Raw genomic sequence first — 15,384 nt, forward strand, 5'->3', positions numbered from 1 at the left:
GGACTAGAAGGCGTACTCCTGATAGGCCGGTTCCACCGAGCCCTTCCACGGGCCGTTGAACTTCTCCAGCATCTCCTCCGCCGGCGAGCGGCCGGTCTCGATGATGCGCTCGAGCGGTTCGAGGAAGCGGCTCTCGTCGCGTCCGAGATGATCGATCCGGCCGCGCCGCCGCAATCCGGCGTGCGACAGGATCAGGCACTCCTTGGCAATCTCGAATAGATAGCGGTCCTTGATCCGCGCCTTGAAGCCGAAACGCGGCACGTCGTCGCGCAGCGCCTGACGCTCCGGCGCGGTCCAATGCCGGACGATGTCCCAGGCGGCATCGAGGCTGTCATTGTCGTAGAGCAGCCCGACCCAGAACGCCGGCAGCGCCGGCAGCCGGCCCCACGGCACGCCGTCGGCGCCGCGCATCTCGAGGTAACGCTTCAGCCGCACCTCGGGAAGATCGTCGACAGGTGGTTGGCCCAGTCCGACAAGGTCGGGCGCTCGCCGGGGAAGGCGGCATTCTTGCCGGCGAAGAAGTCGCGGAACGACGATCCGGAGACGTCGATATATTCCTCGCCGCGCTTGACGAAATACATCGGCACGTCGAGCGCGTAATCGACATAGCGCTCGAAGCCCATGCCGTCCTCGAACGCGAACGGGATCATGCCAGAGCGCGCATTGTCGGTGTCGCGCCAGATCTCGGAGCGGAACGAGAGGAAGCCGTTGAGCTTGCCTTCCGTGAATGGCGAGTTGGCGAACAGCGCGGTCGCGACCGGCTGCAGCGCCAGCGATACCCGCAGCTTCTTCACCATGTCGGCTTCGGAGGAGAAGTCGAGATTGGTCTGCACCGTGCAGGTCCGGAACATCATGTCGAGGCCGTATTTGCCGACCTTCGGCATGTAATTTCTCATGATCTTGTAGCGGCCCTTGGGCATCACGGGGATCTGTGCCCGCGACCAGGACGGCGTCATGCCGAGGCCCAGGAAGCCGATGCCGAGCGGGGTCGCGACCTCCCGCACCTGCGCCAGATGCGCCATCAGCTCCGATTGCGTCTGGTGCACGGTCTCGACCGGCGCGCCCGACAATTCGAACTGCCCGCCCGGCTCGAGCGAAATCGCGCCGCCGCCGGTGACGTCATAGAGCCCGATGATGTTGCCGCGCTCCATGATCGGCTCCCAGCCGAGCAGGAGCTTCATGCCTTCGAGCAGCGCGCCGATGCCCTTCGCGCCTTCATAGGGCACGGGGTGATGGCCCTCGAGCGTGAACGGGGTCTTCTCGTGCTCGGTGCCGATCCGGAATTCGGACTCGGGCTTCACGCCGGCTTCAATCCACGCCACGAGTTCGTCGCGCGATTGCAGCGGCGTCATGTCGATCTGGTCACGCGCCATAGAAAATCCAACTCAAGGGCGCTTCGATCGAAGGCGCGCGGTGGCAGGGACATCCGCGAGCCACAACGGCCGCGGATGATGGGATCAGGAATATCATCGGGCAGGCACGCCGTCTCGCGCCGGCGCGGCCTTGGTATCGCTCTTCGCATCGACCTTGGTGTCACCTTTGGCGTCGCCGCAGGAGCAGCCCAGACGGTCGAGCAGGCCGCACAGCCTGGCCGCGTCGGCATCGGACAATTTGGAGCCGACATGCTTGTCGATCGCGGCCGAATAGGCGCTCCACATCTTCTTCTGGAGCTCGCGACCGGCCTCGGTGATCTCGACGAACTGGCCGCGCTTGTCGATCTTGCATTCGCGCCGGGCGGCAAGCCCCTCGTCGACCAGCTTGTCGATCAGCCGCGAGGTCGAATATTGCGGGATCAGCATCTGCCGCTCGAGCTCGACCGGGCGCAGTTCGCCCGACGGCGCGCGCGACAGCTCGAGCAAGGCGTCATACCAGGCGAGCGGCGGAAAGCCGGCCTTCTTCAAATCCTGCTCGACGCAGTCCAGCACCCGGCTCGGCACCCGCATCAGGCGGATCCAGGCGGCCGTCGCCTCGCTCGATAGCTTGCGTTTCATCGTCTAGCCCATAAGGTCCCGGCACCGACTGTACCGCACTGAATGCATCTGCATCAATCTTGACTATTTCATGCAGGTGCATGTAGGCAATCCCTCTCCGGACGCCAAGAACAAGGGAAGGAATACCCCCATGAAGCTTTATTACTCCCCCGGTGCCTGCTCCCTCTCCCCCCACATCGCCCTGCTCGAGGCCGGCCTGCCCTACGACCTGGTCAAGGTCGATCTGCGCGCCAAGAAGCTCGAAAACGGCGACGATTTCCTGCAAGTGAACCCCAAGGGCCAGGTGCCCGCGCTGGCGCTGGATACCGGCGAGATGGTCACCGAAGGGCCGATCATCATCCAGATGATCGCCGACAGGGTCGCCGACCGGAAGCTGGCACCGGCGCGGGACTCCAACGAGCGCTACAAACTGCTCGAATGGCTGAACTACATCACGACCGAGCTGCACAAGAATCTCGGTCCGATGTTCTCGCCCGTGCTGGCCGACGACGCCAAGGCCTTCTTCAAGGATCGCGCCATGGGCAAGTTCAAATATGTCGAGAGCCAGCTCGCCGGGCGCGACTATCTGATGGGCAACCAGTTCACGGTCGCCGACGGCTACCTGTTCACCATGATGATGTGGGCGCAAGACCGCCTCGGCTTCGACTTCTCCGGCCTGCCCAATGTGACGGCCTACAAGGCCCGCGTCGCGGCGCGCCCGAAGGTGCAGGAAGCGCTGAAGAAGGAAGGCCTGCTGAAGGCGGCCTGAGCTTCGAGCCAGTTTCATCAGACGTGAAAGGGCCGGATCAGGATCCGGCCCTTGTCTCTGCGTGGCGCCAGCACCTGGCGGGCTCGACGGCGCTGCTGGCAGCCGGCCCATCTCCTGGAGAGCACGGCCTCCATGCGGTGACATCGGCAGTGCGTCCGGGTTCCGAGCTGTGCGGAACGTCTCAATTTGACCTGCATTGTACCGATTAATACTAAGTCGGTGTACTTCCGGCTGAGGGCGTTCCTCTCCTTGTTCGTGCGATCCAACTGACCGACTATGACCTGCGGCGCGCCCTCCGGTCCAGTTGGTCTAAAAATGTGACGATCGCCTCTACGCTTTTATTGACCAGCACGCTCGTTGGGCTGGCAACCAGTTTGTACTTTCGGGTTTGGACATTGATGCTGGTGTCGCCGCTGATCGCGGTGCTCGCGGCAATCGTGCTCCAATCCGACGGCTATGCATTTGCCACCGGCGCCCCGATCGTCGTCGCCTGCCTCGCATTCAACCAGATCGCCTATCTCACCGGCGCTGTGCTCTCGCCGGACCATGACGGCTCAATGGCGGAAGAAGTCGACGGCATTCCACGCGGCCGCCGCGAGCACAAGGTCCACGGCCAGAACGAGTAGCACCAGACCGAACCAGGAAGGACCCTTGCCCCGCAAGCGCAGCGGATTCCCTCGTCGCGGCGGTGAGAGCGAGACGGAATGCTTGCCGGTGACCTCAGCCGCACCTTCCTTGAGCACAGAACGCATTGCAGGACACCCCAACCCTGATCGTCATCTTTGGTGATCGTCTTGGCGATCGACCAGCAAGAGTGATGCCAGCAGCATGGTGCCAGTGGGGAGCAAGCGTGGCGGGACTTTGACCTGCGCGACCGTCACGCAACAGGATCAAGTCGAGTCGATGACCGGCTTGATCCTGCGCGAGTTGGCTCAAAACGTAACGGCGCTCACGCCGCCTGCTTCTTCGGCGGGAAGCGGCCGTAGAAGGTTTCGCCCTTGGCCGCCATCTCCTCGAGCAGCTTCGGTGGCGTGAAGCGCGAGCCGTATTTCTTCTCGAAGGCGTGGCAGAGCGCGACGAAATTCTTGGTGCCCATGAAGTCGATGTAGGACAGCGCACCGCCGGTGAACGGCGCGAAGCCGAAGCCGAGGATCGAGCCGACATCCGCCTCGCGCACGTCGGTGATGACGTGATCCTCGACGGTACGCGCGGCTTCCACCGCCTGCACCACCAGGAAGCGCTGCTTCAATTCCTCGACGCTGAGCGTGTCGGGATCGAGCTGCTTCGGCTGCAGATCGGCGAGCCCCGGCCACAGGCTCTTCTGACCCTTGCCCTTCTCCGGATAATCGTAGAAGCCCTTGCCGTTCTTGCGGCCGAAGCGGCCCTGCTTCTCGACCATCTCGACCATCAGTTTCTTCTGCGCCTGGTCGATCGCGTTGGGGCCGAGATCGGCCTCGGTCGCCTTGGTGATCTTCAGGCCGAGATCGAGCGCGACCTCGTCCTGCAGCGACAGCGGCCCGACCGGCATGCCGGCCATCTTGGCGGTGTTCTCGATCATGGCCGGCGGCACGCCCTCGAGCAGCATCTCATTGCCCTCGGAGATGTAGCGCATCACGCAGCGGTTGGCGAAGAAGCCGCGGGAATCGTTCACCACAATGGGCGTCTTGCCGATCGCGCGGACATAGTCGAGCGCGGTCGCCAGCGCGACGTCGCCGGTGTTCTTGCCCAGGATGATCTCGACCAGCATCATCTTCTCGACCGGCGAGAAGAAGTGGATGCCGATGAACTTGCCCTGGTCCTTGAACTCCTCGGCCAGCGAATTGATCGGCAGCGTCGAGGTGTTGGAGGCGAAGATCGCGCCCGACTTCAATAGCGGCTGCGCCTTGGCATAGGTGTCGGCCTTGACCTTGCGGTCCTCGAACACCGCCTCGATGACGAGGTCGCAGTCCGAGATCACGTTGTAGTCCGCAGTGGCCGAGATGCGCGCGAGGATGGCGTCGCCGGCCTCCTGCTTCATCCGGCCCTTCGCGACCAGGCCGTCGACCACGGTCTTGGCGTGGCCCTTGCCCTTGTCGGCGCTGTCCTGGTCGCGATCGACCAGCACGACGTCGATGCCGGCCTGCGCCGAGACATAGCCGACGCTGGCGCCCATGAAGCCGGCGCCGATCACGGCGAGCTTCTTCACCTTGGTCGGCGGCACACCCGCCGGGCGGCGCGCGCCCTTGTTCAATTCCTGCATCGACAGGAACAGCGAGCGGATCATCGCAGCCCCTTCCTTCGAGCGCAGGATTTGCGTGAAGTAGCGCGACTCGACCCGTAACGCGGCGTCGATCGGCAGCTGCAGGCCTTCATAGACGCAGCTCATGATGGCGCGCGCGGCCGGATAATTGTCGTAGGTCTCGCGGCGATAGATCGCGTTGCCGGCCGGGAACATCTGCATGCCCATCTTGGAGAAGACGGGGCCGCCGGGCAGCTTGAAGCCCTTCTCGTCCCACGGCGCGACCGCCTTGCCGCCGCCCTTGATCCAGTCCTTCGCGGCCTTGATCAGATCGGCCGCGGGCACGACGGCGTGAATCAGATTGAGCGCCTTGGCGCGGGTCAGATTGACCGCCTCGCCCTTGAGCAGCAATTGCATCGCGTCCTGCGGCGACACCAGGCGCGGCACGCGCTGGGTACCGCCGGCGCCGGGAAACAGGCCGACCTTGATCTCGGGCAGACCGAGGCGAGTCTTGGGGTTCTCGGCCGCGACGCGGTAGTGGCAGGCCAGCGTGATCTCGAAACCGCCGCCGAGCGCGAGGCCGTTGATCGCGGCGACCCACGGCTTGCCCGAGGTCTCGATCGCGCGGAACGACTGCGACATCTGGCGGCTCTGCTCGAACAGCATCTGGTTCGCGGCTTCCTCGCCCTTCTCCTTGAAGAGCTGCGCGTAGCTGCGGTTCATGCCCTCGAGCATCGAGAGGTCGGCGCCGGCGCAGAACGCCTCCTTGGCCGAGGTGATCACAACGCCTTTGATCGCGGCATCGCTCGTCGTCTGCTTGATGATGTCGTCGATCTCCCGGGTCGAGACCTCGTCGAACACGTTCATCGAGCGGCCGGGGATATCCCAGGTGACCAGCGCGATGCCGTCGGCGTCAACGTCGAACTTGAAATTCTTGAAGGCCATGTAAGTCGCTCCCAATCTCTCCGTCATCCCGAGGTGGCCTCGCTCTTGCGAGGCCCTCGAAGGATGAGTCAGTGAATTTATCCATCCTTCGAGGCTCGGGCTCTCGCCCTCGCACCTCAGGATGACGCCGCCTTCCCGGCTACACGCGCTCGATGATGGTGGCGGTGCCCATGCCGCCGCCGATGCACAGCGTCACCAGCGCCGTCTCCTTGTTGGTGCGCTCGAGCTCGTCGAGCACGGTGCCCAGGATCATCGCGCCGGTCGCCCCTAACGGATGGCCGAGCGCGATCGCGCCGCCATTGACGTTGATCTTGGCGTTGTCGATGTCGAACGCCTGGATGTAGCGCAGCACCACCGAGGCGAAGGCCTCGTTGAGCTCGAACAGGTCGATGTCCGACTTCTTCATGCCGGAACGCTCGAACAGCTTTTCGGTGACGTCGACCGGGCCGGTCAGCATCATCGCAGGCTCCGAGCCGATATTGGCGAACGCGCGGATTTTTGCGCGCGGCTTCAGGCCGTGTTTCGCGCCTGCCTCCTTGCTGCCGAGCAGCACGGCGCCGGCGCCGTCGACGATGCCGGAGGAATTGCCGGCGTGATGCACGTAATTGACCTTCTCGACCTCGGGGTGCGACTGGATCGCCACCGCGTCGAAACCGGCCATCGCCGCCATCGCCGCGAAGGACGGCTGCAGCTGCGCCAGCGACTGCATCGTCGTGGTCGGGCGCATGTGCTCGTCCTTGGCCAGGATGGTCAGGCCGTTGATGTCCTTGACCGGCACCACCGACTTGTTGAAGCGACCTTCGTCCCAGGCCTTGGCCGCACGCTGCTGGCTCTGCACGGCATAGGCATCGACGTCGTCGCGCGAAAAACCGTATTTGGTCGCGATCAGATCGGCCGAGATGCCCTGCGGCATGAAATAGGCCGGCACCGCCATCGAGGGATCCATCGGCCATGCGCCGCCGGAGGCACCGATGCCGACGCGGCTCATCGATTCGGCGCCGCCGCCGATCACGAGCTCATGCTGGCCGCTCATGATCTGGGCCGCGGCGAAGTTCACGGCATCGAGGCCGGAAGCGCAGAAGCGGCTGATCTGCACGCCCGGCACCTTCTTGCCGAGACCGGCCTTCAGCGCGGCGAAGCGGGCGATGTCGGAGCCGGCCTCGCCGACCGGATCGACCACGCCGAGGATGACGTCGTCGACGGAGTCCTCGGGCAGATTGTTGCGCTCCTTGAGCGACTTCAGCGGCACCGTGGCGAGCGCCAGCGCGGTGACCTCGTGGAGCGCGCCATCGGCCTTGCCGCGGCCGCGCGGGGTACGAACGTGATCGTAGATGTATGCCTCAGGCATGACGCCCTCCTTGATATGAGGATCATAATATATACGGAAAGAAGCGCCGCCGCACCGGTGCGGCGGTAATTTTCAAGGCTTTCTTGTTTGACGCGTTTTCTTCACGCGAACCGGTATCCACTTCGCTGGAAAACGCTTCAGAACGCTTCCGCGGCCAATTCCATCGTGGTGGCGCTGCCGCTCTGGATCCGGGCCAGATGCACGGCGGTCTCCGGCAGCAGCCGCTCCATGAAGAAGCGGCCGGTCACGAGCTTGGTGTTGAGATAGGGCGTGGCGCCGGCGGCGGCCTTGTCCTGCGCCACCTTGGCCATCTTCGCCCACATGTAGCCGAGCGCGACGAGGCCGAACAATTTCATGAAATCGGTCGCGGCGGCGCCGGCATTGTCGGGCTTGGTCAGCGCGTTCTGCATCAGCCAGCCGGTGGCCTGCTGCAGATGGCCGAGCGCGGTGGAGAGCGGGGTAATGAACGGCTTCATCGCCTCGTCGCCGCCATGCTCCTTGGCGAAGGCCGCGACCTCGCCGAAGAATGCCATCGCGGCGCGGCCGCCGTCGCGCGGCAGCTTGCGGCCGACCAGGTCGAGCGCCTGGATACCGTTGGCGCCCTCATAGATCATCGCGATGCGGGCATCGCGCACGAACTGCTCCATGCCGTGCTCGGCGATATAGCCGTGGCCGCCGAACATCTGCTGCGCGGAAACCGTGTTGGCGAAGCCGGTGTCGGTCAGAACGCCCTTCAGCACCGGCGTCATCAGGCCCATGTGATCGTCGGCGGCCTGGCGGTCCTTCGGGTCGTTGGAGCGGTGCGCGACGTCGCTCTTCAGCGCGGTCCACACCACCATGGCGCGCGCCGCCTCGTTGAAGGCGCGGATCGTGAGCAGCGTGCGACGCACGTCGGGATGCACGATGATCGGATCGGCCGGCTTGTCGGCCGCCTTGACGCCGGTCAACGAGCGGCCCTGCAGGCGCTCGCGCGCATAGGCGACCGCGTTCTGATAGGCGACCTCGGACTGCGCGAGGCCCTGCACGGCGACGCCGAGGCGAGCCTCGTTCATCATCACGAACATGCCCTGCATGCCCTTGTTCTCTTCGCCGATCAGCCAGCCGGTGGCGTTGTCGTAGTTCATCACACAGGTGGAATTGCCGTGGATGCCCATCTTGTGCTCGATCGAGCCGCAGGTGACGCCGTTGCGCTGGCCGAGCGAGCCGTCGGCATTGACCAGCACCTTGGGAACGACGAACAGCGAGACGCCCTTGATGCCGGCCGGCGCGCCTTCGATGCGCGCCAGCACCAGGTGGATGATGTTCTCGGCGAGGTCGTGCTCGCCGGCGGAGATGAAGATCTTGGTGCCCGTGATCTTGAAGCTGCCGTCGGCCTGGCGCACCGCCTTGGTGCGGAGCAGACCGAGATCGGTGCCGCACTGCGGCTCGGTCAGGTTCATGGTGCCGGTCCACTCGCCGGCAACCATCTTCGGCACATAGGTCTTCTTCTGCTCGGGGGTGCCGTGCACCAGGAGCGCGGCGGTCGCGCCCATGGTCAGCCCGCCATACATCGAGAATGCCATGTTGGCGGAGATCTGGAATTCGTTGACCGCCTGCGAGAGCGTCACCGGCAGGCCCTGGCCGCCAAATTCAGTCGGCGCCGACAGGCCGAGCCAGCCGCCTTCGGCGACCTGCCTGAAGGCTTCCTTGAAGCCTTTCGGCGTGGTGACGCTGCCGTCGTCATTGCGCTTGCAGCCTTCGAGATCGCCTGTGCGATTGAGCGGCTGCAACACCTCTTCGCTGAGCTTGGCGGCCTCGCCGAGGATCGCCTCGCGCACATCGGCCGACGCATCGGTAAAGCCGGGAAGATTGCCGTAGCGATCGATCTGGAAAACGTCGTTCAACAGGAAGCTGACGTCTTCGACGGGGGCTTTGTAGGTCGGCATGCTGATCTCCCGGCTGGCTCGCGGTCGCACGCGCGACCGATGTTGCGCAGCTTGTCCTTGGGTTTGTTGGAACGGACCTTATCCGGTTCGGGAGGTCCGCGGCAGGTCCTAGCGAGACTGTGATTGCGACGTTGCGCCGCTCTGCTTCATCAACTCCTCGCCCATCATCCGATGCAGCAGGTTGATCGCCTTGAGCGGGCGCACCATCACCTTGAAATGCGTGATCCGGCCGTCACCGTCGAACGTGATGATGTCGACGCCGTTCAGCTTGATGCCTTCGATCTCGTTCTCGAATTCGAGCACCGCGCCGGTGTCGTTGCGCCACTCGCCGAGATACTTGAAGGTCGGGCCGCCGAGCACCTTGGCGGCGCTGGTGAGATATTTGAAGGTGATGTCGCGGCCGCGCTGCGGCGTGTGCACGACCGGGCTTTCGAACACCGCGTCGGGATGCAGCAGATCCCACAGAGCGGCGGTATCGTGGGACTTCATGTAGGCGTACCACTTGTCGAGGCCCGGCTTGCTCATTCGGACGTCTCCTGCGGCAGGGGGTTTAAGAAGCCTGAACATCGGCCGCGCGCGACAAGGCGGCACGCCGATCACCATATGCATATTGACGCATATGCACAGTAACGCATAAAGTCAAGCGAACTTCAGAATGGCGAACTCGGGAACTGAGATGGAGGTGGGCGTTGGCACTCGGTGACGCAATCCTCGCCTGCCTCACGGAACGTCCGATGACGGGCTATGAGCTCGCCAAGACGTTCGACGCCTCGATCGGCTTCTTCTGGAAGGCCGACCATCAGCAGATCTACCGCGAGCTCTCCCGCCTGCGCGACAAGGGCCATGTCCAGGGCCGCGAGGTGGTGCAATCCGGCAAGCCGAACAAGCTGGTCTACACGCTGACGGCCGAGGGCCGCGCGGCGCTGAAGCACTGGGCGGCGCGGCCGAGCGTTCCGCCCTCGATCAAGGACGACCTCTTGGTCCGGCTCTACGCGCTCGACTGCGTCGACATCGAGCCGCTGCGCACCGACCTGATGGCGCGGCTGGAGCATCACCGCGACCGCTATGAGCGCTACGAGCGCCTGCTCAACAAGCGCTTTCCCGACGGCACCGCACCGCCGGCCGATGTCGGCAAGATGCTCAGTCTGCGTCTCGGGATGCGCCATGAGCGCATGGTGGTGGAGTGGTGCGAGGAGGCGCTCGACGCGCTGTCGGCGATGTCCGGCCGCAGCAATGTGCTGCCGCTCGACGACGGCAAGCGCGAAGGCAACGGCTAGAAACAAATCTCAGGTCATGTTTTGCGCGTGCCGACACGCGACGCGGAATCCGCTTTGCCGGAAAGCGATAGGCGTGTCCTGATCCGGCGCAACAGGTTCCCGGATTCCCTAACTTTAAGGCCCGCCGGCCGCATTCCTTAACCCGTTATTTACCGTGACGGGAAAAAGTCAGCAGCTGAAGCAGACGACCAGCGCAGAATTCGATTGTCTCTTAACGGGAATGCGCGGGGAGGCTGCGGGCGCAGGGTGTAGCGCCGGAGTCGGGACCGGACGGAATCATGAATTCGCGCGTATCGTGGAGTGTTGACGGCATCGATCCCTCCGTCCGCGACAGGGCCGAGGCGGCTGCGCGCCGCGCCGGCATGTCGCTGAACGACTGGCTCAACTCCACCGTAGGCGAACCGAGCCCGCCGGATTGGCGCATGGCGCACGAGCAACGGCAGCCGATGCCGAGCCGGGAAAGCCGCGAGGTCGCCGATATCCATCAGCGGCTCGACGCGATCACCCGCCAGATCGAACAGATTGCAAAGCCAATGTCGCGCGCCGAAGCCGTGCGCGCCGAAGTGCCGCGCGGCCAGCCCGCCGTCGCACGGCAGCTGAACGACGCGATTTCGCGCCTCGATGCGCGGCTGTCGCAGATTTCGCGACCGCAGCCGGCGCGCGAGCCGCAACCCCAGCCGATGCGTGAAGCGCAGATGCAGCGGGAGCCGCAGATGCAGGACCGGCAACTGGAGGAAAGGCTGCGCCAGGCGGAAGCGGTCGAGCGCGCCGCAGCCCAGGTCTACCGCCCCTCGCCGCCGCTGAGCCCGGCCTCGTTCGATTCCGCGATCGCGGAGATCGCCGCGCGCCAGAACGAGCTCGACGGATCAGCGCAACGGCAGATGCCGCCGCGTAGCGCACCGCCGATGCCGCAAGCGGCGCCGCCGATGGCCGCCTATGCGCCGCCGCCGGCTGCGCCGGCCGGGCCCGATTTCTCCTCGCTCGAGCGGCACCTGCTCAAGATCACGAGCCAGATCGAGGCACTGCAGCGGCCCGATCATATCGAGCAATCGATCGCGGCCTTCCGCGGCGAGCTTGCCGAAATCCGCCAGGCGATCACCGAGGCGATGCCGCGCCGCGCGATCGAATCGATCGAGAACGAGATCCGTTCGCTGCATCACCGGATCGACGAGATCCGCCAGGACAGCAGCAACGGCCAGGGCCAGGTGATTACCGGCATCGAACGCGCGCTGGCGGAAATCCGCGAGGCGCTGCGCACGCTGACGCCCGCCGAGCAGCTGACCGGCTATGACGAGGCGATCCGCAATCTCGGCGCCAAGCTCGACATGATCCTGCGCGCCAACGACGATCCGTCGACGGTGCACCAGCTCGAGAGCGCGATCGCCGCGCTGCGCGCCATCGTCTCCAATGTCGCCTCCAACGACGCGCTGCTGCAGCTCTCCGGGGACGTGCATGCGCTGGCCGCGAAGGTCGACCAGCTGTCGCAGATGTCGCGCGCCGAGTCCCACGTCGATGCCTTCGCCGGGATCGAGCAGCGCATCGCCGCATTGGCCTCGACGCTGGAAACCCGCGAGCGGCCGGTCGCTGGCTACGACAATACCGACGCCATCGAGGGCGCCCTGCGCTCGCTGTCGGAGCGGATCGACCGCCTGCAGGTCGGCAACGACAGCTCCTCGGCGTTCACCCATCTCGAGCAGCGCGTCTCCTATCTGCTCGAGCGCCTGGAATCCGCCGACCAGCGCTCCGGCAATCTCGGCCCGGTCGAGGAAGGGCTGCATGACATCATGCGGCACCTCGAGGCGCAGCACGCCCACATCGCCTCTCTGGCCGAAGCCACCCGCAACAACATCAACACCGCCGCGCCGCAGCCGATGATGGACAGCGGCATCGTCGACCTGGTGAAGCGCGAACTGTCCGACATCCGCTTCAGCCAGTCGGAAACCGATCGCCGCACCCAGGATTCGCTGGAGACCGTTCACAACACGCTCGGTCATGTCGTCGATCGGCTGGCGATGATCGAGAACGATCTGCGCACCGTACGCACCGCGCCGCCGCCGGCCCCTGCGCCGGCCGAACCGCGGATGGAAGCACCGCGCATGGAGATGCCGCGCGCGGCGATGCCGCAGCCGGTCGCGCAGCCCCAACCTGAATCGTACAGGCCTGAATCGTACCGGCCCGAATTGCCCAATCCTGCGCTGGCGCAGGAGCACTTCATGTCCGCGCCGCGCGAATTCCATGCCGCGCAGCCGGTCGAGACCGCGCCGCCGCCGCTGCCGCCGCGCGCGATCAGCGAGATCCTCGAGCCGCATGCCGCCTCCGCGCGCGCCGCGATCGCGCCGGATCTGCCGCCGGATCATCCGCTCGAGCCGGGCACACGCCCCTCGGGCCGCGCGTCGTCGCCGTCGGAGCGGATCGCGGACTCCGAGCGCGCGATCTCTGATCTTCCCGCCGGCAAGAAGGAGCCGGTCTCGACCTCGAGCTTCATCGCCGCCGCGCGCCGCGCCGCGCAGGCCGCCGCCGCGCAGCCCGTCAACGACAAGGCCGCGCGTGCAGCGAGCAAGGCCGCCGCCAAGGCCAAGGAGAAGGCCGACAAGGCTGCGAAGGCCGCGGCCGGCAAGGCCGGCGCGCCGGCGACTGGCGCGTCGGAGACCCAGCCTTCGACCATCACCTCCAAGATCCGCTCGCTGCTGGTCGGCGCGAGCGTGGTCGTGATCCTGCTCTCGACCGCCAAGATGGCGATGAACCTGCTCGACACCAGCTCCGCGCCGCAGACGCCGGCGATCGAGCACAGCGAGCCGGCCGCGCCCCCCGTGCAGCCGCCCGCCGAGAACTCTGTCGTCCCAGCACCGGCTGCGCCGTCCGGCACGCCCAGGCCGTCAGCGCCTGGGCCGTCGATGACCTCGCCGACTCCGCTCGGCCGCCAGTCCAACAACTCGGCGGCGCCGAACACGCTCGACAGCGCGCAGGTCACGATCCCTCAGGCTCCCGCGCCCGCCGCGGCGCCGGAGCCGGCCGCGGCACCGGTCGCCGCCGCCAGCGATATCACCGGCACGATTCCGACCGCGCCGCCGCTCGGCGGCAAGCTCGCCACGATCCAGATTCCGGCGGGCGAGAAGCTGCCCGACGCGATCGGCGGTCCGGCGTTGCGCACGGCTGCGATCAAGGGCGATGCGGCCGCGGCTTACGAGGTCGGCGTCCGCTTTGCCGAGGGCAAGGGCGTGCCCGCCAATGTCGACGAGGCGGCCAAATGGTATGGCCGCGCGGCACAGGCCGGCGTGGTGCCCGCGATGTTCCGGCTCGGCACCTTCTACGAGAAGGGCCTCAGCGTGAAGCGCGATTTCGATGTCGCACGGCGCTACTACGTGCAGGCCGCCGAGCGCGGCAATGCCAAGGCGATGCATAACCTCGCCGTGCTCGACGCCGATGGCGGCGGCAAGGGCGCCGACTACAAGAGCGCGGCGCAGTGGTTCCGCAAGGCGGCCGATCGCGGCGTCGCCGACAGCCAGGTCAACCTCGGCATCCTCTATGCCCGCGGCATCGGGGTCGAACAGAACCTCGCAGAATCCTTCAAGTGGTTCAGCCTTGCGGCCGCACAGGGCGACGCCGACGCCGGTCACAAGCGCGACGATATCGCCAAGCGGCTCGACCCGCAGTCGCTGGCCGCAGCGAAGCTTGCGATCCAGACCTTTACCCCCGAGCCGCAGCCGAGCGATGCGGTCAACGTGCCGGCCCCGGCCGGCGGCTGGGACGGCGCGCCGGTGCAGCCCGCGGCGGCGAAGTCCGTCAAGCCACCGTCGAAGCGGACCGCGGCGCTGACCGCACACTAGAGCATTTTCGGTTCTGATTGAATCAGAACCGAAGCTCTAGATTCTTGTTTTGATGCGTTTTCTTCACGCGAACCGGTGTCCACTTCGCTCGAAAACGCTCTAAATCGAACTCATTTGAAAGCTGCTGCGACGCCTTGGCGGCGCCGCTGTCCTATCCCTCCGCCCTTCCGCCGTGTAGACAGGCGCAAAACCCCGCGCCAATTGCGCATGCGTTCCGGAGGGTCAGGCTTGTCTGTCGACGATCGTCAGGATGATGGAACGGGCCATCGTTCGTCGCCGACCGGTCCCCGCGTCGCGCCGCCGCGTCAGACGCCGTCGCCATTTGCCGCGCCTCCCAAGCCTCGGCCTTCTCCTCCACCTTCCCCTCGGCCTCCACCCCCGCAATGGCAAGGACAAGAGAACGTCGCATCGCCGCCCCGCACCTTCCGGTTCTCGCTCTGGTCGGTCATCATCTTCGTGCTGCTGGTGTCGAGCGTTGCCATTCAGGCCTATCGCGACCTGTCGAGGCCGGGCGCGTGGGACTTCTGGCGCGAGACCTATGTTGCGGCGAGCATGAATTCGGCGGTGATTTCCGACGTCGACATCGACGGGTCGGGCCGCGGCCGGCGTGCGCTTGCGATCAGCGGCACGATCGGCTCGGCCAGTGCGAGCTGGTTCCGCGACCGGCTCAGCGAGGCGCGTCTCGCACCGGGTGATGCCGTGTTGCTCTCGTCGCAGGGCGGTGCGCTGAATCAGGCGGCGATCATGGGCGAGGTCATCCGCACCCATGGGCTCGTCACCGCCGTCGCCACATCAGACGCCTCGGGCAAGCTCCGCCCTTCTGCCTGCGCCAGCGCCTGTGTGCTGGTCTATGCCGGCGGCCAGACCCGCTATGGCATCGCGGGCTCGCGGCTCGGCGTGCATCGCTTCACGACCAGCGCACCGGTCAGCGATCCCCTCGCCGAGGCGCAACGCATCCAGGGCATGGTGCTGGGCTACATGACCAAGATGGGCGTCTCGTCCGGGATCGTGGAAGCGATGTCGCAGACCTCGGATATCCGCTGGCTGAGCCCGAAGGAAGCGCTCGCGCTGAACCTGATCACCAAGCCGGTCGATCGGCCCTAAG

The 15,384-nt window shown here is 65.8% G+C and carries 10 protein-coding genes and 1 pseudogene; 5 read left to right on the forward strand and 6 right to left on the reverse strand.

Annotated features, from left to right (window positions below; translation table 11 throughout):
* Nucleotides 1–3: 3 nt before the first annotated feature.
* Nucleotides 4–1,373, reverse strand: a pseudogene (locus HU230_RS29280) (glutamate--cysteine ligase).
* A gap of 93 nt (nucleotides 1,374–1,466) precedes the next feature.
* Nucleotides 1,467–1,991 carry a MarR family winged helix-turn-helix transcriptional regulator gene (locus HU230_RS29285; protein WP_092119179.1) on the reverse strand — a complete coding sequence of 175 codons (525 nt, stop codon included), beginning with the start codon at nucleotides 1,989–1,991 and terminating at the stop codon, nucleotides 1,467–1,469.
* Nucleotides 1,992–2,121: 130 nt separating this feature from the next.
* On the opposite strand from HU230_RS29285, the gene gstA reads away from it, so the two are divergent.
* Both gstA and HU230_RS29295 read left to right on the forward strand, forming a co-directional pair.
* Entirely contained in the window at nucleotides 2,122–2,739 is a 618-nt protein-coding gene (gstA, locus tag HU230_RS29290) for a glutathione transferase GstA (protein WP_176528831.1), read from the forward strand.
* Between the two features lie 398 nt (nucleotides 2,740–3,137).
* Nucleotides 3,138–3,365: a hypothetical protein gene (locus HU230_RS29295; RefSeq protein WP_176528830.1), complete on the forward strand. Its 228-nt coding sequence runs from the start codon at nucleotides 3,138–3,140 to the stop codon at nucleotides 3,363–3,365.
* 323 nt (nucleotides 3,366–3,688) lie between these two features.
* On the opposite strand, the gene HU230_RS29300 is transcribed toward HU230_RS29295, so the two are convergent.
* From HU230_RS29300 to HU230_RS29315, 4 genes are all read right to left on the reverse strand, one after another.
* Nucleotides 3,689–5,902 carry a 3-hydroxyacyl-CoA dehydrogenase NAD-binding domain-containing protein gene (locus HU230_RS29300; RefSeq protein WP_176528829.1) on the reverse strand — a complete coding sequence of 738 codons (2,214 nt, stop codon included), beginning with the start codon at nucleotides 5,900–5,902 and terminating at the stop codon, nucleotides 3,689–3,691.
* 139 nt (nucleotides 5,903–6,041) lie between these two features.
* Nucleotides 6,042–7,250: an acetyl-CoA C-acetyltransferase gene (locus tag HU230_RS29305; protein WP_176528828.1), complete on the reverse strand. Its 1,209-nt coding sequence runs from the start codon at nucleotides 7,248–7,250 to the stop codon at nucleotides 6,042–6,044.
* 137 nt (nucleotides 7,251–7,387) lie between these two features.
* On the reverse strand, nucleotides 7,388–9,175 hold the full coding sequence (locus tag HU230_RS29310) for an acyl-CoA dehydrogenase C-terminal domain-containing protein (protein ID WP_176528827.1): 1,788 nt from the start codon (nucleotides 9,173–9,175) through the stop codon (nucleotides 7,388–7,390).
* A gap of 108 nt (nucleotides 9,176–9,283) precedes the next feature.
* Entirely contained in the window at nucleotides 9,284–9,700 is a 417-nt protein-coding gene (locus tag HU230_RS29315) for a nuclear transport factor 2 family protein (protein ID WP_092119202.1), read from the reverse strand.
* Between the two features lie 164 nt (nucleotides 9,701–9,864).
* Here HU230_RS29315 and HU230_RS29320 point away from each other — a divergent pair, with 164 nt between their 5' ends.
* From HU230_RS29320 to HU230_RS29330, 3 genes are all read left to right on the forward strand, one after another.
* Nucleotides 9,865–10,452, forward strand: coding sequence for a PadR family transcriptional regulator (locus tag HU230_RS29320; RefSeq protein WP_176528826.1), 588 nt, complete (start codon nucleotides 9,865–9,867; stop codon nucleotides 10,450–10,452).
* 278 nt (nucleotides 10,453–10,730) lie between these two features.
* A complete protein-coding gene (locus tag HU230_RS29325; protein ID WP_176528825.1) occupies nucleotides 10,731–14,279 on the forward strand; it encodes a tetratricopeptide repeat protein in 3,549 nt (1,182 codons plus the stop codon).
* Between the two features lie 465 nt (nucleotides 14,280–14,744).
* Nucleotides 14,745–15,383 carry a COG3904 family protein gene (locus HU230_RS29330; protein ID WP_224943688.1) on the forward strand — a complete coding sequence of 213 codons (639 nt, stop codon included), beginning with the start codon at nucleotides 14,745–14,747 and terminating at the stop codon, nucleotides 15,381–15,383.
* The last annotated feature ends 1 nt before the right edge of the window (nucleotide 15,384 follow it).

The organism is Bradyrhizobium quebecense, assembly GCF_013373795.3.
Classification (GTDB): domain Bacteria; phylum Pseudomonadota; class Alphaproteobacteria; order Rhizobiales; family Xanthobacteraceae; genus Bradyrhizobium; species Bradyrhizobium quebecense.